Here is a 21,729-nt window from a genome sequence, read left to right as displayed (position 1 = left end):
ACGAGCCTGTTGTCGTCCGGCCGGCCATCGCCGCCTGATCAGCCGGGCCAAGCCGTCGGCCGACGGTCCCGACCGTCGGTCACAGCACGCTACGGGACACGACCAGAGCCATCGAAGCCAAGGCCCAGACGCAACCTCGCCATCCTCGCGTTCGCAACCGCCCGGTAGCCTTCAACCCGACCGCAGGCCGTCTGCGACGCCGCCAGCGGTATCGAACCCCAGATAGCTCAGGATCGCGACGGTCTGAGCGGCGACCATGGTGCCGCCGCCGGCATGGCGGCAGCCGCGTTCGGCCACGGCCCTCAGCAAGGGGGTTGATGGTTTCGTGACGATGTCGACGACCGCGGTCCGAGCGGACAGGTCGGTGATGTCGATCGCGATGCCATCGCTTTGGGCCATGCCGACCGGCGTGGCATGGACCAGCAGGTCGATCGCACCGACATCGAACGCCCCCGGCACGGGCACCAGAGGCCCAACGGCCGCGACCCGCCGACACAGATCGGCCGCGCGTTCGCCGTCGCGGTCCCGGATCGCCAGTGCCGCGACCCCCGCCTCGGCCAAAGCGAAGGCGATCGCGGCGCCGGCCCCACCCGCACCGACCAGCCCGACACTCAGGCCGCGCGGCGAGATCCCCAGGCTCTCGACCGCCCCGATCAGCCCGACGCCGTCGAAGATGTCGCCGACCCAGGCGCCGTCGGCCCGTCGCCTGGCCGCATTGACGGCCCCCACCGCGCGGGCGCGGGCCGAGACCTCGTCCAGCCGGGCGATCAGCCGCTCCTTGAACGGCATCGTCACGACCAGCCCGTCGAGATTGGCGATCGCCATGATGCCGCCGATCGCGGCGTCGAATTCGTCCCGCGGCAGATGGATCGGCACCAGCACGGCGTCATGTCCCGCTGCGGCCAGACGCGGGTTGAAGTTCTGGGGCGATCTGGCGTGGATGACGGGATCACCGAGAAAGCCGATCAGGCGCGTGGCGCCCGTGATCGGGATGGCGGCGGCGGGAGGTGTCATGGCAAGCCTTCTGGGTGAGGGAACGGGGATCGGCAGATCCCTTAAGCCGCCGGGGGAGGCCCTGAGGACGCCCGGATGACCAGCTCGGCCTGCGCCTCGAGCGGCGCGCCGCAGTTGCGCCCCTCGAGCCGCGCGATCAGAACGCGTGCGGCGATCCGCCCGATCTCGGCGCTGGGGACCCGGACAGTCGTCACGGGCACGGGAAGATGGCTCATGATCTCGATGTCGTCATAGCCGACGATCGACAGGTCCTCGGGCAGGCGCAGGCCCAGGGCGAGCGCTTCCAGAACCGCACCGACCGCGAGATGGGCATTGCCGCAGACAATGGCCGTCGGCTTCGGATCGGTCTGCAGCAGGGCGCGCAACAGGCTGCGGCCCTCGGCGATCGACCATTCGCCCATCGCGAAATGCTGCGGCCGGACGGCCAGTCCGCGCATCGACAGGGCATCGCGCACACCGTCGAGACGGGCGCTGGCCCGATCATTGTTGCGGGTCGATTGCGCGATCACGCCGAAGCGGACATGGCCCAGATCGGCCAGGTAATCCGTCATCATCATCAGCGCCTTGCGGTTGTCGGGGCCGACGCAGGTGCCGTGGGTCCGCGGGTCGTAGACGAAGGTGTTGACGAAGGGCATCTGCCGTTGCGCCAGCAGCGGCCCGAGATCGGGGTGATGCGCCTGGCCGACCAGAATCAGACCGTCTACGCCGCGCTCGACGAATTTGCGGACCTGCCGCAGTTCGAGATCGGCATCGTAATCGGAGCAGGCGAGCAGCAGCGTATAGCCCGACAGCGACAGCTCCGACTGGATCGCCTGCGTCGCATGAGCGAAATCGCCGACCGACAAGGCCGGAAACACAGCCCCGATGGTTTGCGAGCGCCGCGTGCTCAGCGCCCTTGCCGCGCCGTCTGGCACCCAGCCCAGCGCCTTGACGGCAACGGCGATGCGCTCACGCAGGTCAGGGGAGACGACATCGGGCGTGTTGATCGCGCGCGAGACCGTCGCCGTCGAGACGCCGGCGGCGCGCGCGACCTCCCGCAACCCGACGCTCCGCGGCCCCTCCGTCGAAACCGGCGGGATCTCGGCGTCTGCTCCGGTTCGCGCGGTCTTCGCCCTCGCCATCGCACTCAGACTCCTTCGGCGGGCTGTCACTCAGGCGATCTGGTGTTTCGCGAGCCCGTACTGCAGGCGATAGATGCCACAATCGCGAACCGCGTCGTAGCCGGACGCGATCTCGGCGAGCCTCGCCTGCGAGGCATGCTCCGCCAGGGCGGCCTCGAGTGGCGCGGCGTCGACCGCCTCGACCAGGAGGATCCAATCCGCGACCTGGTCCGGCTGCGCGCGCAACGCTTTCTCGGCCGTGGACAGGTTACCGCCACCGCCCTGCCCTTCGAGCAGGTGGAGTGCGACGATCGACGGCGCCTGTCCCAGCGGCTGCATCACCGCGTCGCGGATCGCGCCCAGAAAGTCCGAGCGCGCGCCGCGTGCCGCCAATCGCAGCGTCGCGACATAGGCGCCGTCGCCGAGACCGTGACTGGCAGCGACCGAACAGACCGTCCGCGAGGTGTCGCGGAAATGCCGGACGACGCGTTTCGTCCAGTCCGAAGGCGCATTCAGGCGCGCAAGGTAGGCGCGGGAGACCAGCGCGTCGGGCGTGTCCGTCTCGTAGAAATTGAAGTATTTCGGCGTCCCGCGCTCGGCGACATAGCGGCGCCCGCGCAGGAAGCCCGGCACGGCGACGCGCTCGGGGATGTGCTCGCCAATATGCCAGGCGATGAAATCCGATTCCGCCTCTTCGGCGATGCCGTTCCAGATCGCCAGGACGCCCGTGCCTGCCAGTGCCATTCCGTCTTGCTCCTTCAGACCCGGTGCAGGTGCAGCCCGCCGCCGATATCGATGTGGATGCCGGTCGCATAGGGGATCGCTCCGGTCGCGAGCGCTGCGACCGCGCGCCCAATGTCGGAGGGCTCGCCCCAGCGCCCCATGGGAATGCCGCCTTCGGCCAGCAACGCATCGTATTTGGCCGCCGCCGGCGCCGTCATGTCCGTGCGGATCACGCCCGGTCGCACCTCGAAGACGGCGATGCCCTCGGCCGCCAGGCGCGCCGCGAACAGTTTCGCCATCATCGCGACGCCGGCCTTGCTGATGCAGTAGTCGGCGCGGTTCTCGCCGATGATCTCGGCATTGGCCGAACCGATGAAGATGATGGAGCCTGCCCCGCCTTCATCCCGACCGGAGGCCTTCGCGAGGCGACGATGCGCGAAGGCCTGGGTCAGAAAGAAGCCGGCCCGCAGATTGACGTTCAGCGTGCGGTCGTAGCTTTCGGGCGTGAGGTCGAGCAGATCGCCGCGCTGAGCCGAGGTGACGCCGGCATTGTTGACCAGGCAATCCGGCTCGCCGAGATCCTCCGCGACGCGCGCGATCAGCGCGGCGTGGGCCGTCAAATCGGCCACATCGCAGCTGTAATAGGCGCCCGCCCCGGCGAGGACGCTGCCGGTCTCGGGCTGCGCTTCCAGACTGACACGGGCTACGACGAACCCGGCCTCGACAAGGGCGTCGGCGATGGCGCGGCCGATGCCGCGACCCGCGCCGGTGACGATCGCGACACGGTTCACCATTTGCCCCCCCGGCAGGTCGCATCGGGCCATGGCCGAGCACCAAGACTTGACACTGGCGGACTCCCAACTTTATGCAAGCGGTTACAAAACCGGCTGCGAAAGTCAATCGCATCGAGGCCGGACGCCGCGAGGAAGCGACCGATGAAGGTGATCAGCGCCAGCGAGGCCGCCTCGCTCATCCAGCCCGGTGACAGCGTTCTCGTCAGCGGCTCGGGCGGCGGGCATTGCGTGCCGGAAGCGATTCTCGAAGCGGTCGAGGCCCGGTTCCTCGAGACGGGCACGCCGCGCGACCTATGCCTGATCCATGCCGTCGGCATCGGCGACCGCAAGCTCAAGGGCGCCGCCAGGTTCCGCCATCCGGGCATGCTCAAGCGCAGCATCACCGGCGCGCTGGTCGACTCGCCCCCGCTGATCGAGCTGGCCCAGAAGGATCTGATCGAATCCTACACGCTGCCGCAGGGCGTGATCGCGCAGATGACGCGCGAGATCGCGGCTGGCCGGCCGGGTCTGATCACCAAGACGGGGCTGCACACCTTCGTCGATCCGCGCCAGCGCGGGGCGAGGCAGAGCCCGAGCGCAAGTGAGGATCTGGTCGAACTGCTCCAGATCGGTGGCGAGGAATGGCTGCGCTTCAAGCCGTTTCCGCTCGATGTCGTGCTCTTGCGGGGCACCAGCGCCGACGAGGACGGCAATATCAGCATGGAGCAGGAGGCCGTTCCCGGCGAGATGCTGTCCTCAGCGCAGGCGGGACGGCGGCTGGGCGCGGCGGTCGTGGTCCAGGTCAAGCGCCTGGCCCGGCGGGGCACGCTGCCGCAGCGCGCGGTGAAGATCCCAGGCGTCCTCGTGGATTACGTGGTCGTCGACGAGAACCAGCGCCAGACATATTGGAGCGACTATAATCCGAGTTATTCTGGCGAATTGCGGGTGCCGTTGGAGGGCCTGCGCAAGCTGCCGTTCACGGAACGCAAGATCGTCGCGCGGCGCGCGGCGATGGAGATCCAACCGGGCGCGATCTGCAATCTCGGCGCCGGAATCTCGACGGGCGTCTCCGCGGTGGCCGCCGAGGAGGGCTTCCTGGACGAGATCGTCCTCACCAACGAGCAGGGCTTCATCGGCGGCGCGCCTCTGACCGGTCCAGATTCCGGTGCCGCGCAAAACTATGACGCGATGGTCGACCAGCCCTACCAGTTCGACTTCTATGACGGCGGCGGGCTCGACATCGCCTTCCTATCCTTCGCCGAGGTGGACGCCGAAGGCCATGTCAATGTCAGCCGCTTCGGCGACACCATCGTCGGGATCGGCGGCTTCGTGAACATCAGCCAGAATGCGCGCAAGGTCGTCTTCAGCGGGACCTTCACGGCCGGCGGGCTGCAGGTCGCGACGATCGATGGGACGCTGCGCATCCTGCAGGAAGGACGCAGCCGCAAGTTCGTCAGATCCGTCGAGCAGATCTGCTATAATGGTCGCTTCGCGCGCGAACAGGGCCGCGAGGCCGTATTCGTGACGGAGCGCGCGGTGTTCCGCGTCGGTCCGGCGGGCCTCGAGCTCTGCGAAATCGCGCCGGGCGTCGAGATCGAGCGGGACATCCTCGCGCATATGGCCTTCCGACCGGCGATCGCCGCCGATCTCAGGACAATGGATGCGCGCCTCTTCGCGGCGGAGCCGATGGGCCTGAAGCGCGACATCCTCGCCGGAGGCTCGCAGGCGCGCCAGCCGCGGCGGCGGCTGTCGGCCCCCGATCATGCGCGAAGGCCAGAAGGCGTGGTCGAACCGGCCTGACCGCATTGGCTGCAGCTCTTAGCCTCCGTCTGCTCTGCGCGCGGCCTCCAGCCCGATGACCAGCGCGGACAGCGCCTCGAGCGTCGGCGTCGGTACGGCCCTGTCCCGCCCGCGTTCGATCACGCTCAGATAGATCGCCTCGACCTCGCTGGGTCGTCCCGCCTCGATGTCCCGGCGCATGCTGGTCTTGTTGCGCGCCGCGCCGCTGTCGACGATGCCGTCGAAGACCTGATAGCGCGTTTCGTTCGGAAGGCTGATGCCGGAGGCCTCGGCCACGGCCGCCGCCTCGTCCATGGCCCGGCGCGCCACGGCCGCGAGAGACGCAAGGCCTGCGACGCCGCCGATCGTCAGCCCGGTCAGCCCGCTCGTCGCAGACATTGCGACGTTGAGCATCAGCTTGCGCCATTTCTCGGTGAGAATGTCGTCGCTGGCCGAGGTCGGTAGACCGTGAGCGGTCAGCAACGCTGCCAGCGCCTCGGCCCGCGGCGAGAGACCGCCGCTCATTTCGCCGATGACGGTCGGGAGGGTAGCGTAGCTGCGCACCACGCCCGGCGCTTCCAGGGTCGCGCCAAGCGAGGTCAGGCCGCCGAGCACCGCCTCGCTCCCCAGGACCTGCGCCATGACGTCCTCATTGCCGAGCCCGTTCTGAAAGCTGACGGCGACGGAGCCCGGCACCATCAGTGGAGCGATGCTTTCGCTGACCGCCTGGGTCGCATGCGCCTTGCACTGAATGAACACGATGTCGGCCGGCGCGACCCCAGCCGTCGATGTCGCCGCACCGATCGGCACGTGGCGCGCGCCACCCTCGCCGACGATGCGCAGCCCCCGTTCGCGAATGGCTGCGACATGCTCCTCGCGTCGCGCGAGCAGCGTCACGCGCAGCCCGTTCTCCGACAGCAATCCACCGAACAGGCAGCCCATGGCGCCGGCCCCTGCAACGACGACATGCGGACCCCGCACTCAGACCTCCCACCGTCGTCACCAACCGGAACGGCGCCAATGTAAGCGGATACATTTTGCTTGTCACCTTCGTTGGGCTGGACTAGCGTGCAGGCCTCGAATGGAGGGTCGGCGTGTCTGCCCGGCCCCAAGAAGAAGCGCGACCCTCGGGAGACGCGCCGATGCCAGGGAAGGAGAGCCGCAAGATGGCTTCGCAGATGGCGTCGCGCGCGACGCCCGATTTCACGATGCCCGAGACGCTGGACGATGCGCCGCGTCGGCGCTCGGCTTCGACGCGCCGGTTGATGGCGATCGGCTGGGCTCTGATTCCGCCGCTGACCTTCGTCGCGATCGTCGGATTCTGGTCGCTGTCGATCCAGGTCTTCAAGATTCCGGCCTATCTCCTGCCGGCGCCCGGAGCCGTTTTCCAGCGCGTGATCAGCGATGCCGCGATGCTGTGGCTGAACGCCAAGGTCACGCTCACGGAGATCGTTCTGGGCTTCGGTATCACCGTCGTGTTCGCCATCCCGCTCGGCCTGCTGATCGCCCTGTCGCCGGTCGCCAAGCAGACGCTCTATCCGCCGATCATGCTGTTGCAGCTGGTGCCGAAGATCGCGGTCGCGCCGCTCTTCCTGGTCTGGCTCGGCTTCGGCATGGAGTCGAAGGTGCTGCTGACCTTCCTGATGACGTTTTTTCCGCTTCTTCTCGCCAGCATCAGCGGGTTTCAGATCCTCGATCAGCGGCTGCTCTATCTGACCAAGTCGATGGGCGCGAGCACCTGGCAGACCTTCTGGTATCTGCGCTTTCCGGCCGCGCTGCCGGTGATCTTCTCCGGCATCAAAACCTCGGCCACGATCGCGGCCACCGCGGCCATCGTCGCGGAGTTCGTCGGCGCCAACCAGGGGCTGGGCTATGTGCTGCTGCGCGGCACCAGCACGCTCGACATCGAGCTGACCTTCGCCGTCCTCGTGGTGCTGACCGTGATCGGCGTCGTCATCAATTACGCGGTCGAATTCAGCGAATGGGCTTTGACGCCCTGGCAACGCCAGAGCCGCCGCTGACGAAGGCGGCCTGGCCAGAACGATCAACAGATTCGGCAAACAACAATAACGGGAGGATTTGTCATGAAGCACTGGATCAATCGGACGCTTGCAGCCACAGCGGTCGTGGCCGGCATGGGCCTCGCCACGGCCTTCGCGCAGACGCCCGTGACCTTCCAGCTCAACTGGACGGCGGGAGGCCCCAATGCCGGCTTCGCTGCGGCCGTCGGCGAAGGCTACTACAAGGCGGCCGGGCTCGACGTCACCGTCGTGCAGGGCAACGGCTCGGGCAACACCGCCCAGCTCGTCGCCAGCGGCCGCTCGCAGCTGGCCTATGCCGATGCTGTCGCGGTCAGCCAGCTGATCGCCAAGGGCGCACCGATGAGGATCGTCGCGACGGTCTATCAGTCGAACCCCAATTCGGTGAACGCGCTGAAGAAGACCGGCATCAAGTCGCTCGCCGATCTCAAGGGCAAGAAGGTCGGCGTGCCCGCCGGCTCGTCGCAAGGCCCGATGCTGCCGCTCCTGCTCAAGGCCAACGGCCTGAAGGAGTCGGACATGACGCTGATCAACATGCCTGTGGCGGCCATGGTGCCCTCGCTGCTGCAGGGGCAGGTCGACGCCATTCTCGGCTCACTCGATGCCTATCAGATCCAGCTCGAGATGCAGGGCGCGGAGTTGACCAACTTCCCCTTCGCCGACCATGGCGTGCCCACCGTCGCCACCTCGATCTTCGCTTCGAACGACTTCATCAAGCAGAATCCCGAGGTTCTGAAGAAGTTCATCGCGGCAAGCCTGAAGGGCTGGTCGTTCGCGCTCGACAACCCGACCAAGGCGATCGAACACGTCAAGACGCTGTTCCCGGACGTGAACGTCAAGCTCGCGACCGCCGAACTCGCCGCCATCACCCCGCTGTTCTGCAGCGGCGGCGCCAAGTTCATCGGCAAGGCCGAGGATGCGCACTGGACGCGGACGCAGGCTCTCCTCTCCGAGGTCAAGCTGCTGCCCGAGGGCCAGGACCCCAAGAGCTACTACACCAATGAGTATCTGCCGGCGGATGGCGAGATGCGCGCCTGCAAGTGAACGCAGGCCGTCGCTCAAGGCCCCATCAGCTCGTGATCAGGACATCAGCGGACACCATGACCGTGAAACCGACACTTGGTTATCGCTATGACGATCTCTTCGTCGGGATGCAGTTCCGCAGCCCCGGCCGGACGATCACCGACGCCGACCTGATGGGGTTCGCCGGGCTGACGGGCGACCATTCGGAGCTGCATACCAGCGACGTCTATGCGCAGGCCAGCCAGTTCGGCCAGAAGGTCGCTCATGGCATGCTCGGGCTGGCCTACGCCCACGGGCTGATGTGGGCCCGCACCGGCGAATTGCGGGAAACCGCGATCGCCTTCCTCGGCATCGACGGCTGGCGCTTCGTCGGGCCGATCTTCGTCGGCGACACGATCTTCGTCGATTACGAGCTGGCCGAACTGCGAGACAGCCGCTCTCGGCCGACGCAGGCGATCGCGACCTTCGCGGTGAAGGTGGTCAAGCAGGACGGTTCGATCGTGCAGCAGGGCCGCAAGGTCCTGCTCGTCTCCAAGGTTCCGCTCGAGGCGGTTGCCGCCTCGGCCCCCGTCGCGGCGAGCGCAAGCCGATGAGCCAGCCCATGACCGACAAGACCGTGAACGACAGCGCCGCGAAATCGGGCGTGACGATCCAGATTCGAAACGTCTCGAAGGTCTTCGGCTCGGATACCGATAAGCCATTCCGGGCCCTGAAACCCCTCGACGTGACGATTCCCGCGGGCCAGTTCATTTCCGTCGTCGGTGCGTCCGGCTGCGGCAAGAGTACGCTCATGCTGATGGTCGCGGGCCTTCTGGCGCGCTCCACCGGCGAGATCACGGTCGACGGCAAGGTCGTGACGAAGCCGATCACCGATGTCGGCATCGCCTTCCAGGACCACCTTCTGCTCGATTTCCGCACCGCCTTCGAGAACGTGATGCTGCATGCCGACATCCGCGGTCTCGACCGGGAGGTGCTGGCGCGACGCGCCAAGGACCTCTTCGCGCAGCTGCGCCTCGAACATGCGATGGACAAGTACCCCAACCAGCTCTCGGGCGGCATGCGCCAGCGCGTTTCGCTGATCCGAACCCTCGTGCACGAGCCGCCGGTCATCCTGATGGACGAGCCCTTCGGCGCGCTCGACGCGTTGACGCGACTTCAGGTCCGCACCGACCTCGAAAGCCTGTGGCTGCGCCGGCGCCCGACCGTGGTTTTCATCACCCACAGCGTCGAGGAGGCCGTCGGCCTGTCCGACCGCATCCTGGTGATGAGCCCGAGCCCCGGCGAGGTGATCGACGACATCCAGGTCGATCTCCCACGCCCACGCCCGATCGTGCTCGGAGACGCGGCCGCCTTCGCGGCCTATGTCGACCGGATCCATCAGCAGTTCGAGCGGATGGGCGTGCTGCACGGCATCAGCCTGCCGCAGCAGAGCGCAGCCTGAACGATGCCGGACGCAGCGGCGACGATGCCACCTTCCGCGAGCCTGGTGACCCTGAGCGAAAGCGGCCCCGTCGCCGAAATCCTGCTGGCGAACGGTGCGCTCAATCTCGTCACCCGTCCGATGCTGCGCGAGCTCAACCGGATCCTCGCCGCGCTGGCGAAGAGGCAGGATTTGCGCTGCGTCATCCTGCATGGCGGGGAGGCGCGGGCCTTCTGCGCGGGCAGCGACATCAAGGAGTTCGGCCCGGTGAAGGCCGATGCCAGCGAGCAGAAGATCCTGTTCGAGGACATGGTGCTGCGCAACCTGGCTCGGCTGCCGATGCCGACCATCGCGGCGATCGACGGACCGGCGCTGGGCGGCGGCCTCGAAATCGCGCTGTGCTGCGACCTCCGCATCCTGCGCGCCGGCGTCTCGGTCGGCCTGCCGGAATGTCATCTCGGCGGGCTGGCCGGCAATGGCGCGATCAGGCTGACGCGGCTCGCAGGCCCCGCACGCGCCAAGCAGATGCTGTTTGCGGGCGCTCCGATCGCAAGCGAGCAGGCTCTGGCCTGGGGTGTCGTGAACGAGGTGGCCGAGGGGCGATCAGCCCTTGCCGCGGCCCGCGAGATGGCCGCAACGATCGCCCTTCGCGGCCCGATCTCCAACCGCCTGGCGAAGGAGCTCGTCGATCTGGCCGATGATCTGCCGCTCGATGCCGGCCTGTCGCGCTCGACGGTGGCGCAGCAGTCGATCTTCGATTCCGACGACCTGCAGGAGGGCGCTGCCGCGTTCTTCGCCAAGCGTCCGCCTGTTTTCGCCGGCCGCTGACAGCGGAGCGGCGCATCTCCAGATTTAACGGCCCGCAAAACCGCCTATGCGCTCCTGACTGCCTGCCGGCGCTTTTGTCGGACTGCGGATGGTTCAGGTTGGTTCAATGCCGCTGCGGTCGCCGCGAGATCGAGGATGCCGTGCCCTGTTCGCTCCTGCCAGCCCACTGGGCCAGAGGGCTGTTTCGTATTGCGCCGGATTGCGGCGCGGAGCCGGTCCGTTGTCAGCGTGCTGGACCGCCACTTCGTCCGCAGCAGCGCGACGGCACCCGCCGCAAGGGCGCATGCCGCGGAGGTGCCGGTGTTGTGGCCCGGATAGTCGTCGCTCGCAAACTGGCTGGGCGCGCAGATGTCCGGCTTCTCCCTGGCCATGCCGGCGATCCCCGGGCCCTGTCCCGAATAGCCGAGCCAGAGGCGGTCGGCGCGCACGGCCCCTACCGTCAGCACCTCCGGTAACGCATTGGCCCCGTTGATGCTGCTGAAGGGACCGGTGAAAGCCGGAGAGCACCGGGGGCTCGGGCAGAATTGGCCACAGTTGCCGGCGGCGAAGACCAGATCCGCTCCGATGAGGTTCAGCAGCCTCAATGCGATCGCGATCGGGTGCAGGGGATCATTGGCGTAGGGAGGCTGCCCTGGTTTCACGGCCGGATCGAAGACCGCCCAGGCGTTGCAGATCACCCAGCCCTCTGACTTCCGCGGCCAGACGGCAATGGTGGCTAATATGTGAAACAGCGCGGCTGCGACGGTATGCAGGAAGACCGGCAATCGCGTGATGCCATCGGGGATCGCCGGGCAATCCAGAAGCCTCAGCTTGGCGGACGGCGCCGCCGACAGCGCTACGGCCCGCGCGTTTCTTGCCACCATCTCACCGTGCGGGGTCAACGGATGTCCAGGCAGCCGCACCGCCCCACCGGGATGCATGGGGTCCTCCCGCACGGGCCAGCCCTTGAAACTGCCCGTAGGAAGAAGACCATGCGGCAAGCCAGTGTCCACGAAGACGAGGTTGACCTGCTCGGGCCCTGGGAGCCCTGCCGCCGTCAGCACCGCCGGGTCGGCCCGGATCGTCCTGAGCGCCGCAGCGCGATCTCCCATCAATCCATCGCCGGCCTCGTGCGGGCACCAATGAGTCCAGAATGGGTCGTGCGCCGGATTGACCACAAGGTCCGCCCCGACGGCCACGTCACACCCCAGCTGCTTCACGCTTCTCGCAAAGTCTTCCGCGACCGTCGGCCCACCGGAAACAACGATCCCGAAAACCAGGAACTCGCGGAGCTTGTCCTCACTGATGTCGACGCCATCGGGAGCTGGGATGTTCGACGGGTAGGCAACCACCTTGAACAAGTCGTTGCGGCCCAAGCGCAGACGGGCATTGAGTAGCCTGTGAACGCTTCCAACAGCCCGATCCTTGTAGGCTTGACGCAGTGCGCGCGAGCCGCGCACTGACAATACCAGGCGGATTTCGTTCGGGTCCGACATCAGAGCCCCCGATCCTGCCGCAAGCCGGCTCCCGCCGGTCCAATCTCAAAAGACTAGCGTCCGGGCGCTTCGAGCGCCATGATAATCGTCACCCCTCGGGAGCCTGGCGCTCGGCGTCCCGACCGATCGGATCCAGCCGCAGGCAGGTGTGGCGATGGTGTTCGCTTCCAACGTCGCCTCCAGCGGAAATTGCGCCGCGCCAGCCCAAGGCGAGCGCCGCACCGTCGCCATCGCCTTCGCCGACATCGTCGGCTACTCGACGCTCATGGCCGCAGACGAGGACGGCACCTATCGGCGATGGATGGCCCTCCTGCGCGGCTTGATCGAGCCCGAGACGCAACGGCGCGGAGGCCGAATCGTGGACGTGCTGGGCGACGGTGTCCTGGGCGCGTTCCAGAACGCAGCCGATGCCGTCGCATGGGCTCGCGCCATCCAGCGCGGCATAAGGGCAGATCTCGAGGCTGCAGGGTCGGTCGATCCGGTTCCTGTCGTGCTCCGCATCGGGATCCATGTCGGCGACGTGTTCGAGAGCAACTCCCAGATTTTCGGAGATGCGGTGAACTTCGCGGCCCGGCTGCAGTCACACGCAGCACCCGGCGGAATCGTGATCTCCGAACGCGTGCGGAACGCGCTGGACGCCTCTGCCCAGGTTGATTTTCGAGACTTGGGATATGCCGAACTGAAGGGCTTCCACAAGCGCGCGCGCCTCTTCGCGAGCGAGACCGAGCTGGTGCGATTCACCGTTCCGATCCCGGCCGTCGCAGGGCTGCCATCCCTGGCCGTGCTGCCGCTCCTCGATCAGGGCCGGGATGCGGACGATGCGCATTTCGCGGACGGATTCGCCGAGGATGTAGGCATGTCGCTCGCCGGCCTGCACGAGTTGTTCGTGGTGTCTCCGGCCTCGAGCGCCATCTTCCGCGGGCGCCAGCCCGACCCCAGGGAAGTCGGCCGCGCACTCGGCGTGCGCTACGCACTCCTTGGGCGAATGCGCAGGATGACCCAGGGGTACAGCATCTCGCTGCAACTTTGCGACACGCATTCGGGCGCGACGCTCTGGGGCGAGCGCGTGCGTATCGGAATGGGTGAGATTTTTGATCTGCAGGACGAGGTAGCCGGCAAGATCGCCATGTTGCTCGCGCCACAGGTGCGCTACGCCGAACTCCAGCGCGCCATGCGGAAGGCGCCGGAGAGCTTGACGGCCTATGATCGGACGCTGCGGGCCCTGTACACGATAGGGAGCGCGGATTACGACACGTTCGAGCGCGCGCGCAGCTACCTTGCCGAGGCTATGGTGGAGGAGCCCGACTTCGCCCTGCCGGTCGCCTGGGCGGCGCGCTGGCACAGCGTGCGGATCGGACGCGGATGGTCGCAGGACCCCGACGACGACGCAGCGCAGGCCCTTACGCTTGCAACGCGCGCCACCAGTATCGACAGGGCGAACGCATTGGCCCTCGCCACCATGGGTCACATGAACACGATGCTGCGGCGCGACAGTGACGCTGCGCTCCACTGTTTCAGCGAGGCCCTCGCGGCCTGCCCGAACCACCCCCTCGTTTGGACGCTGTCGAGCGCGACGCTCGCCTATCTGGGCAATGGCGAGGAGGCGGTGCGCCGCGCCGAACAAGGACTGCGGCTCTCGCCGCACGACCCCATGCGCTATTCGCAACTCATGTTTCTGGGTATCGCGCACTATGCCAGCGGCAGCTTCGACGAGGCCGTGCGATGGCAACGACGCTCCCTGGCTGAAAATCCGCTGCACGGGGCCACGCTCCTGCTGCTAGCGGCGGCTTTGGCGGCGGCAGGCTCGCGCGAGGATGCACGGCAGGCCGCCGCCCGGTTCATGGCGGTGCGCCCCGGCTTCTCGCTGGAGACCTACTCGCGCACACGCCTGCCGTTTTTCGAACCTGGCCTGCGCGAGGCGTTCGCCGCGCATCTGCAGGAGGCGGGACTTCCGAGCTGACGGTGTGACGGTGACGGCATCAGATTCCTGACGAGGAGGGACGCATGGCGCGCGATGCAGCATTCGGGCCGGCCGACGGAGCCGATGGGGCCGACGGGGCGGAAGGCTTCGAGAACTTCGATGCGCTGGGCGGCGGCGGCCGCTCTGCTTTTCGTCCCATCGGAGTCGCGCCGGAAATGGCGATCCGGCAAAACCCCGTCGAACCGGATTATCGCGGTCATCGCTGGCCGCCGCGCCTGGGCCACGCCTGGCCGCCGACCTCGCCGACCGATTGCTGGCCCATCGCCCCCGAAGCGATCCTGCCGCGCCTGACCGACTTCACCCCCGACAACGCCTCGTTGCTCGTCCTTGCGGAATTCGTGCAGTTGAAGAATTCCGCGGGCCGACTCGCCTGGGCCGAGCTGATGCAGCCCAACGACATGACGGACGACATCGACTCCATTTTCGACCTCGATGGCGATTCCTGTTCGAATGTTCAGCGAGAGTTGAAACACCTACGACGATTGGCGCAGTTTCGATCAGGCGCGATGTCGGAGGCCATGGCTCAACGCAACGGCATCATCGGCTATTTTCGCGCCTTGCTGCAGTTCAATGTTCAGACGCATCCGTATACATATTACCTCGTGGCGACCGCGCTCCGGCTGGGGCAGTTTCTTTGCATGTACTACAAGGGGGTCTATAATCGTCCCCGGCCCGTCCGCCTCGATCCGAGCCTGCTCGCGCCGATCGATCCTCCGGGGCATCCAGCCTATCCGAGCGGGCACGCGACCCAGGCCTTCCTGATTGCGAGATGCCTCGAGCAGGTGGCACCGGTCGCGCTTGGGACAGGCCCCGCAAACAGGCAGAGTCCGTTCTGGCTGCTGGCCGAGCGCATCGCGAAGCTCCGCGAGGTCCTCGGCGTGCATTATCCGAGCGACACCAAAGGTGGTCTGCGTCTGGCGGAAGCCGCATTCCCGCTGATGCTCCGATGCCTACGGATCGCCGGGGGCGTCGACAATGACGGCGACGGCGTTCCGGACAACCACCTCAGCGACGCGTTCGGCGAGCCTTTGTCGATCGCCGGGCAGCCGATCTACGACGACGGCTGGCTTGCCCTCGCGCGTCGGGAGTGGGAGCCGCGCCAGTGACGCCGACCTCCACCGCGATCGGCCAGACGGCGGATGGAACCCCTCCGGCGGCCTGACCTTGGTCGGCTTCGGTCGAGGCGTTGAAAGGGGGACGCCGAACCTGACAGCGCCAGCGCGAACGCTTGACCTTTTTCGGCCGGTCGTCGCCTATGTCCCGGACATCGATCACGACCATCCGCATTCTGCGGCGTTCGAAATGGGCCGCGATGCGTCGCGTAGGTCAGGCTGGCTCAACAGGCCGTGCCGGACCACGATGAACTGCTTCCTGCCATCGGGCCATATCCGCAGCACGCTGCCGTCCTCGTTCAGGACATAGGCCGACAGGCCCGCTCTCCGCGCCTGCTCGACCGTCCTGCGATGGAATTCGAGTTCATGTTCGGCAATGGCCATGGCGCGCGCTCCACGATTGATGAGGGAGGCAGCGATACGTGGCGGAGGGCGCCGGCGATGTGATCCAGGTCACTGAGCGGCATACGGCCATGCCTCGCGCCCCACGCGCGCCCTTGCAGGCAATCCAGGCGCAAGAGCGCGCCGAAAAGCCGGCGCGGTAAGTCGACCCGAACTATCCTCTGTGCGGAGCATCACAGACGCACCGCTCCCGAAATCGCGACAACGCCGCACCACGCCAAAGGAGGCGGCGGATTGAGCAACGGAGCGTGACATGCATACGCTGAACGACGACCTTTTCTTTGACGTCGGCGACCTGACCGACATGATCCGCCCCCGTCGCAAGACGGTGATCGACCGGCTGGTCGGACGCATGGCGGTCGGGCAGATCTTCGGGGAGCAGTTTCTCTACGAGGTTCATGGTCCATTCGTCGCCCCTGGCCGGGAGCCGGCCCGACGTCCCCTGACGACGCGGCTCATCGAGGCGCTATCGAACCAGCTGCGCGGCATCGCCAGACAGGTTCGGCTGCGGCGCGCGGCCAACACGTTGTCCGGCCTTGACGACAGGCTGTTGAAAGACATGGGCATCACCCGCTCCGAGATCGACGCCGCCGTCTTCGGCGTGCCGATCCACGGCCGCGACGTCTGAGCCAGCGGCGCGAGGCGCCTGGCGGGGCCGCGGGAGCCGCGCCAGCCTGTCAAAATGACACCTCACAAGGGAGAACGACCATGCCGGCCACAGCCACGCGTGAAAGCACTGCACCGGAGACCATCGACTATGAGGCGATCAAGGCACGCCAGCACGGCGCTTGGTCGTCGGGAGATTACTGCGTCATCGGCACCACCCTCCAGATCGTCGGCGAGCGCCTGTGCGAGGCGCTCGATCTGCGCGCGGGCCAGAGCGTGCTCGACGTCGCCGCCGGGAATGGCAACGCCAGTCTGGCGGCCGCGCGGCGCTGGTGCGACGTGACCAGCACCGACTATGTCGGGGCGCTCCTCGATCGAGGCCGCGAGCGGGCCGAGGCCGAGCGCCTCGAGATCGCCTTTCGTGAAGCCGACGCGGAAGCGCTGCCTTTCGCGGATGGCTGCTTCGATGTGGTCATCTCGACCTTCGGGGTGATGTTCACGCCAGATCAGGAGCGCGCCGCCGCGGAGCTGCTGCGCGTCTGCAGACCCGGCGGCAGGATAGGTTTGGCCAACTGGACGCCGGATGGCTTCATCGGCCATGTCTTCAGGACGATCGGCAGGCATGTCCCGCCGCCTCCCGGCGCACGCTCGCCGGCGCTGTGGGGAACGCATGCCCGTCTGGCCGAGCTGTTTCGCCCGGACCGCGCGAGCATCCATGCGACGCATACCGACTTCGTCTTCCGCTATCGCTCGCGAGACCACTGGCTCGACATATTCAAGACCTACTACGGACCTGTCCTGAAGGCGTTCGCGGCACTGACGCCGCCGCAACAGAAGGCGCTGGAGGACGATCTGCTGATGCTGGTCGCACAGTTCAACCGGTCGCGCGACGGGACCGTGATCGTGCCGAGCAGCTATCTCGAGATCGTCGTCACGCGGCGGTAGCATTCCTTCTGCAATGACTGCCGGCGCTGCGGCGCCGGCAGTCAGCCCGCTTGGTCTCGAACTGCGGCGTCGCCAGCTTGCCGCACACCTCTTTCCCTCTCGCCGGCATGTGGGGAACCGAACGTCTCCGAGGCGCACGCAATGGACGCGACCCGGCGACGGCGCCGTGTCGCCAGCCGTGGCGCAGCTCATGAGCCAGGTCTGAATCCGACAGCTTTCGCGCCGCTGGTCATCCGGCTATGCTGAACAGCGAGCTCGGGATCAGATCAGCGTTCCCGCGTCACCGCAGACGTCGGTCCGGAGGGAGCGGCCGTGCGTTTCGAGTCCTGCGCCTTTGGCCACGCCGGCCCAACGACACGTCGCGACGTCATCACACTGATCGGCGCTGCGGCGGCTTGGCCGGTCGCGGCTTCCGCGCAGCAGCAGGCTATGCCCGTCATCGGCTATCTCGGCTCCGAATCTCCCGAGCCCTACGCCAGTCGCCTCGTCGCCTTTCGCGATGGCCTGTCGGAGACCGGCTATGTCGAGGGGCGCAATGTCGCGATCGATTTTCGCTGGGCAGAGGGCCGGTATAGCCGCCTGCCGGCGCTCGCGATGGACCTCGCCGCCCGCCGGGTCGCCGTCATCGTCGCTCCCGGCGGTGCCGAGGTGGCGCTCGCCGCACGCTCCGCGACCACCACGATCCCGATCGTCTTCGAGATGGGGGGCGACCCTCTGATGCTGGGCTTGGTCGCAAGCCTTTCGCGGCCGGGCGGCAATCTCACCGGCGTAACCAGCCTGAGCGTGGAGGTCTCGCGCAAACGGCTGGAGTTCATGAGCGAGTTGTTCCCGAACGCCACGACATTCGCGGTGGCCGTCAACACAACCAGCCCGACCTCTGCTCTGCAGCTGAAGAACCTGCACGCGGCGGCGGACAGTCTCGGATTGCAGCTTCGCATTCTGACCGCCAGCAGCGAAGCGGAGCTGAACGATGTGTTCAGGGCCGCCTCCGAGATGCGGGTTGGTGGACTGGTCTTCACCTCCGATCCCTATTTCGCCTATCGCAGCCACCAGCTTGCGGCGCTGGCGATTCGGCACGGCGTACCCACGATCACCCAGGCGCGGGATTTCCCGATCGCCGGCGGATTGATGAGCTATGGCGGCGATTTCCAGCAGTCGCACCGCCACACCGGAATCTATGCCGGCCGGATCGTCAGGGGCGAGAAACCGTCCGATCTGCCGGTCCAGCGTGTGACGAAGGTGGAGCTGTTCGTCAACCTCAAGGCGGCCAACGGGCTCGGACTGGCCATCCCGCCATCGCTCCTGAGCAGCGCCGACGTCGTGATCGAGTGACCTGGCCGATGAGCCGGCGCAGGAGCTGAGACGGTGACCCATGCGCCACCTGCCCCACGAAGCTCGCTCTTCGCAAGATACTTTCTCGCATTGTTCGCGGCGGTCGTCGTGCCGCTTCTGGTCGCGGGCGGAAGCGAAGCTTGGTTTGGCTACCATGACCAACGCGCGAGGCTGAATGATCTTCTCGATGCGGAAGCCCGCTCTGCCGCAGCGAAGATACAGGAATTCATGGACGGCATCGGTGACCAGCTTGCCTGGACCGTGCAGTTGCCATGGTCGGAAAGCGCCGACGAAAGGCGCAGGCTCGACGCGTTTCGCCTGCTCCGGCAGGTGCCGGCGGTCGTCAGCCTGACCCTCGTCGACGCCGCCGGGCGGGAGCGGCTGTTTGTCTCGCGCATCGGCCTGAACAGAAGCGAGGGCGGCGCCGACCACTCGGCGAACCCGGCGGTCGTCGGCGTCAAATCGAGCCCGATCTGGTTTGGCCCCGTGACGTTCCATGCCGGCTCCGAACCCTTCATGACCATTGCCGTGGCGGGCAACCGCGCGGCGGTCGGCGTCGTCGTGGCCGAGGTCAATCTCAAGCTGATCTGGGACGTGATTTCGGCAATCCGTGTCGGACGAACGGGGGAAGCGTTCGTGCTCGATCAGCCGGGGCGCCTCGTCGCGCATCCCGACATCAGCCTTGTTCTGCGGGCCGACGAGACGGCGACACGGCCGCTCAAGGCGCTGCGGGCAGGCATACTCGCGCAAGGCGGCCGGGCGGTCACCGGACACGACGTCGCGGGACAGACCGTGCTCGCCGCGATGGCGCGGATCCCTGCCGTCGACTGGAGCGTCGTCGTCCAGCAGCCCGTCGCCGAGGCCTTCGGGCCGATTTACGCGACGCTGTGGCGCACGGTCGCATCGCTGCTCGGCGGCGCGGCTCTCGCGGCTGCGCTCGCCTACTGGCTGACCCAGCGCATGATCGGCCCGATCCGCGTTCTGGAAGAGGGGGTCACCCAGATAGGGGCCGGGCAATTCGACCACCGGATTGACCTCGGCACGGGCGACGAGTTCGAGCGGCTGGCGACGCGTTTCAACGAGATGGCGGGCGAACTGGCTGTATCGCAGGAGCGTTCGGAACGCATCATCCGGCTCAAGCGCTTTCTCGCACCGCAGGTGGCCGAACTGGTCGACCGGTCGAGCGACGACGGCGTGCTCGACGGCCGCCGCATCGAAGTGGTGGTGGTGTTCGGAGACCTGCGGGGTTTCACCGCCTTTTCCGGTTGCGCCGAGCCCGAAGCCGTGATGGGCGTCCTGAGCGATTACTACGACGCCCTCGACAAGGTGGTCAGCGTTTACGGGGCCACGCTGACGCACTTCTCCGGCGATGGCATGATGGTGCTGCTCAACGCCCCCGTGGCCTGTCCCGATCCGGCGCTGCGCGCCATCGACATGGCGCGCGACATGCAGAGGAGCGTGCGGTCGCTCTTGCTCGACCACGGGCTTGGCTTTGGCGTGGGGCTGGCGATGGGCCCGGCGACGGTGGGGCGGATCGGCTCCGGTGCCCGGCTCGACTACACGGCGATCGGCACCGTCGTGAATCTCGCCTCGCGGCTGTGCGCGAGCGCGGCCGATGCGGAAATCCTCGTCGACGCGGTCGCCGCCAGAGCCGTCCGCGGACGGGTGCGCCTTGTCGAGCGGGATGCGCGGATGCTGAAGGGCTTCGACCGGCTCGTCCCTGTGTTCGCCGCTGCCGATGGCGACGCGGGATAGGCTGCAGGCGCCTCAGCTGGCATCGACCTTCGCCAGCTGCCTGAAAACGTCGAGATCGTGGATCACCAGGCGTCCTCGCGCCAGGGAGATCACGCCGGTGCGCTTCCAGGACTGGAGCTGCCGGTTGACGGTTTCGCGCGTCACGCCGGTAAGCGATGCGAGCTCCTCCTGAGAGGCATGGACCTCCGTCCCGAAATCGGCGGCGAGCATCAGGATGCGTCGCGCGAGCCGGATCGCCGCCGGCAGGAACGTTGTCTCCTCCATACGGCCGATGACGTCCCGCAACCGGGCGCAAAGCAGGCCGATCAGTTGCTGCGCGATCGACGACTCGCGATCGAGCAGGCTCAGGAAATCACGTCGCGGCAGAAAGAACATAGCAGTGTCCTCCAGCGCCACTGCATCGGCCGTCCGGGACTGGCCGTCGAGCAGCGCGATTTCGCCGAAAACGTCGCCGCCGCCCAGGAGGTTCATCGTCATCTGCCTGCCGAGATCATCCGTCGTTCCAATGCGGATCAGGCCGCGTCGAATGGCGTAGAGACCGTCGCTCGGATCGCCCCTGAGGAACAGTATCTCGCGCGCGGGAAGGTCTCGCAACCGGCAGATCGCCGCGATCTTCGCCAGTGCATCCTCGGTGAAGCCCGCAAAGAAGGGGTTGGCGGACAGCAGGCTCACAACGCGATGGGGACCATCGGTCATCGGGCGGGCCTCCGGAATCGAACCCTGACGACACCGGCCGCAGCCTCTGTGATCCGGCGCACAGAAACTCTGGCCTGAACGCCCCAGAAACCCCGAGCCGATCGGCGGCTCCGCCGCGCCGACGCGGTCATGGCGCGAGCCGATCCCACAGGGAATCCGACAATGTCGAATGTTTCCAACCGTCACAATACGCAATCGGGACTATCAGCGCTCGAACCGCTGCGGGAGGCCGCGCCGGCGGCGCGCAGGGGGGAGTGCCCCTTCTTAGCGCGGATGTCCCGGGCGCTGCGGAGCGTGCGCATGCAGCTGACCCGGACGCCCGGAGACCGGCGCCCCGGCGACGGCGCGACGCGCCTCGACGACCGGACGCTGAACGACATCGGCCTGACTCGCATGGAGGTGGTCGACTGGGCGCCGCGATGATACCGAAAGCGCCGCCCGTACTGACCGGACTGTTCCGGGCGATTCGCTGACCTGCATGTCGTCTCCGCCGGCAAGCGGCGAGGGATCGCCGAGGCGCTTCTCCACCGCGGCCTGGTTAATCTCGAACGTATGTGGAAGGCCAGTCAGCCGCGGCGGCAGCGCGACAGTAAGCCATGGCCGCTGCATCGACCGTCGGGATTTCATCGGTCGTGTCCCATCGCGTGGTGTAGCTGAGGGTGGTCATCGGCGATTGCCGGTTAGGTTTGGGTTGCGAACGCCAACCCTGAACCGCGAGATCCCCGA

General features: G+C 67.1%; 21 protein-coding genes. 13 read left to right on the top strand and 8 right to left on the bottom strand.

The window, feature by feature from the left end:
* Positions 1–171 precede the first annotated feature (171 nt).
* Genes Q8M82_RS09660 through Q8M82_RS09645 form a run of 4 tightly spaced genes read right to left on the bottom strand, consistent with a single transcriptional unit; the run spans position 172 to position 3,631 of the window.
* Positions 172–1,014, bottom strand: a complete 843-nt coding sequence (locus Q8M82_RS09660) for a shikimate dehydrogenase family protein (RefSeq protein ID WP_305691149.1) — start codon at positions 1,012–1,014, stop codon at positions 172–174.
* A gap of 41 nt (positions 1,015–1,055) precedes the next feature.
* The gene (locus tag Q8M82_RS09655) at positions 1,056–2,135 is read right to left on the bottom strand and encodes a LacI family DNA-binding transcriptional regulator (RefSeq protein ID WP_305691148.1); all 1,080 of its coding nucleotides are present in this window, start codon (positions 2,133–2,135) and stop codon (positions 1,056–1,058) included.
* A gap of 30 nt (positions 2,136–2,165) precedes the next feature.
* Positions 2,166–2,858, bottom strand: a complete 693-nt coding sequence (locus Q8M82_RS09650; RefSeq protein ID WP_305691147.1) for a DUF4286 family protein — start codon at positions 2,856–2,858, stop codon at positions 2,166–2,168.
* A gap of 14 nt (positions 2,859–2,872) precedes the next feature.
* Complete coding sequence (locus Q8M82_RS09645) at positions 2,873–3,631, bottom strand: 3-ketoacyl-ACP reductase (protein WP_305691146.1); 759 nt, start codon at positions 3,629–3,631, stop codon at positions 2,873–2,875.
* A 141-nt stretch (positions 3,632–3,772) separates the two neighbouring features.
* On the opposite strand from Q8M82_RS09645, the gene Q8M82_RS09640 reads away from it, so the two are divergent.
* Positions 3,773–5,410 (top strand): acyl CoA:acetate/3-ketoacid CoA transferase, encoded by a 1,638-nt coding sequence (locus Q8M82_RS09640; RefSeq protein ID WP_305691145.1) that lies wholly within the window; start codon positions 3,773–3,775, stop codon positions 5,408–5,410.
* An 18-nt stretch (positions 5,411–5,428) separates the two neighbouring features.
* On the opposite strand, the gene Q8M82_RS09635 is transcribed toward Q8M82_RS09640, so the two are convergent.
* Positions 5,429–6,370 carry a ketopantoate reductase family protein gene (locus Q8M82_RS09635; protein WP_305691144.1) on the bottom strand — a complete coding sequence of 314 codons (942 nt, stop codon included), beginning with the start codon at positions 6,368–6,370 and terminating at the stop codon, positions 5,429–5,431.
* 185 nt (positions 6,371–6,555) lie between these two features.
* Here Q8M82_RS09635 and Q8M82_RS09630 point away from each other — a divergent pair, with 185 nt between their 5' ends.
* The 5 genes from Q8M82_RS09630 to Q8M82_RS09610 all read left to right on the top strand — a co-directional run bounded on the left by Q8M82_RS09630 (position 6,556) and on the right by Q8M82_RS09610 (position 10,699).
* Entirely contained in the window at positions 6,556–7,410 is an 855-nt protein-coding gene (locus Q8M82_RS09630; RefSeq protein ID WP_305691143.1) for an ABC transporter permease, read from the top strand.
* Between the two features lie 63 nt (positions 7,411–7,473).
* Positions 7,474–8,472 (top strand): ABC transporter substrate-binding protein, encoded by a 999-nt coding sequence (locus tag Q8M82_RS09625; protein WP_305691142.1) that lies wholly within the window; start codon positions 7,474–7,476, stop codon positions 8,470–8,472.
* 56 nt (positions 8,473–8,528) lie between these two features.
* The gene (locus Q8M82_RS09620; RefSeq protein ID WP_371126290.1) at positions 8,529–9,044 is read left to right on the top strand and encodes a MaoC/PaaZ C-terminal domain-containing protein; all 516 of its coding nucleotides are present in this window, start codon (positions 8,529–8,531) and stop codon (positions 9,042–9,044) included.
* Between the two features lie 8 nt (positions 9,045–9,052).
* Positions 9,053–9,892, top strand: a complete 840-nt coding sequence (locus tag Q8M82_RS09615; RefSeq protein WP_305691140.1) for an ABC transporter ATP-binding protein — start codon at positions 9,053–9,055, stop codon at positions 9,890–9,892.
* Between the two features lie 24 nt (positions 9,893–9,916).
* On the top strand, positions 9,917–10,699 hold the full coding sequence (locus tag Q8M82_RS09610) for an enoyl-CoA hydratase/isomerase family protein (protein ID WP_305691139.1): 783 nt from the start codon (positions 9,917–9,919) through the stop codon (positions 10,697–10,699).
* 44 nt (positions 10,700–10,743) lie between these two features.
* Here the strand turns inward: Q8M82_RS09610 and Q8M82_RS09605 are convergent, their stop codons facing one another.
* Entirely contained in the window at positions 10,744–12,174 is a 1,431-nt protein-coding gene (locus Q8M82_RS09605; RefSeq protein WP_305691138.1) for a S8 family serine peptidase, read from the bottom strand.
* Between the two features lie 154 nt (positions 12,175–12,328).
* Here Q8M82_RS09605 and Q8M82_RS09600 point away from each other — a divergent pair, with 154 nt between their 5' ends.
* Positions 12,329–14,134: an adenylate/guanylate cyclase domain-containing protein gene (locus Q8M82_RS09600; protein ID WP_305691137.1), complete on the top strand. Its 1,806-nt coding sequence runs from the start codon at positions 12,329–12,331 to the stop codon at positions 14,132–14,134.
* Between the two features lie 44 nt (positions 14,135–14,178).
* Positions 14,179–15,261 (top strand): phosphatase PAP2 family protein, encoded by a 1,083-nt coding sequence (locus tag Q8M82_RS09595; RefSeq protein ID WP_305691136.1) that lies wholly within the window; start codon positions 14,179–14,181, stop codon positions 15,259–15,261.
* A gap of 165 nt (positions 15,262–15,426) precedes the next feature.
* On the opposite strand, the gene Q8M82_RS09590 is transcribed toward Q8M82_RS09595, so the two are convergent.
* Positions 15,427–15,651 carry a hypothetical protein gene (locus Q8M82_RS09590; protein ID WP_305691135.1) on the bottom strand — a complete coding sequence of 75 codons (225 nt, stop codon included), beginning with the start codon at positions 15,649–15,651 and terminating at the stop codon, positions 15,427–15,429.
* Between the two features lie 271 nt (positions 15,652–15,922).
* On the opposite strand from Q8M82_RS09590, the gene Q8M82_RS09585 reads away from it, so the two are divergent.
* From Q8M82_RS09585 to Q8M82_RS09570, 4 genes are all read left to right on the top strand, one after another.
* Entirely contained in the window at positions 15,923–16,297 is a 375-nt protein-coding gene (locus Q8M82_RS09585; RefSeq protein ID WP_305691134.1) for a DUF1127 domain-containing protein, read from the top strand.
* An 80-nt stretch (positions 16,298–16,377) separates the two neighbouring features.
* Positions 16,378–17,220, top strand: coding sequence for a class I SAM-dependent methyltransferase (locus Q8M82_RS09580; protein ID WP_305691133.1), 843 nt, complete (start codon positions 16,378–16,380; stop codon positions 17,218–17,220).
* A gap of 429 nt (positions 17,221–17,649) precedes the next feature.
* Positions 17,650–18,552, top strand: coding sequence for an ABC transporter substrate-binding protein (locus Q8M82_RS09575; RefSeq protein WP_305691168.1), 903 nt, complete (start codon positions 17,650–17,652; stop codon positions 18,550–18,552).
* Positions 18,553–18,585: 33 nt separating this feature from the next.
* Complete coding sequence (locus Q8M82_RS09570) at positions 18,586–20,307, top strand: cache domain-containing protein (RefSeq protein WP_305691132.1); 1,722 nt, start codon at positions 18,586–18,588, stop codon at positions 20,305–20,307.
* 12 nt (positions 20,308–20,319) lie between these two features.
* Here the strand turns inward: Q8M82_RS09570 and Q8M82_RS09565 are convergent, their stop codons facing one another.
* A complete protein-coding gene (locus Q8M82_RS09565; protein ID WP_305691167.1) occupies positions 20,320–21,189 on the bottom strand; it encodes a Crp/Fnr family transcriptional regulator in 870 nt (289 codons plus the stop codon).
* Between the two features lie 114 nt (positions 21,190–21,303).
* On the opposite strand from Q8M82_RS09565, the gene Q8M82_RS09560 reads away from it, so the two are divergent.
* On the top strand, positions 21,304–21,426 hold the full coding sequence (locus Q8M82_RS09560) for a YjiS-like domain-containing protein (protein WP_305691131.1): 123 nt from the start codon (positions 21,304–21,306) through the stop codon (positions 21,424–21,426).
* Positions 21,427–21,729 lie beyond the last annotated feature (303 nt).

Source organism: Allobosea sp., from assembly GCF_030694325.1.
Taxonomy (GTDB): Bacteria; Pseudomonadota; Alphaproteobacteria; order Rhizobiales; family Beijerinckiaceae; genus Allobosea.
This window is presented reverse-complemented; position numbering and strand designations above follow the sequence as displayed.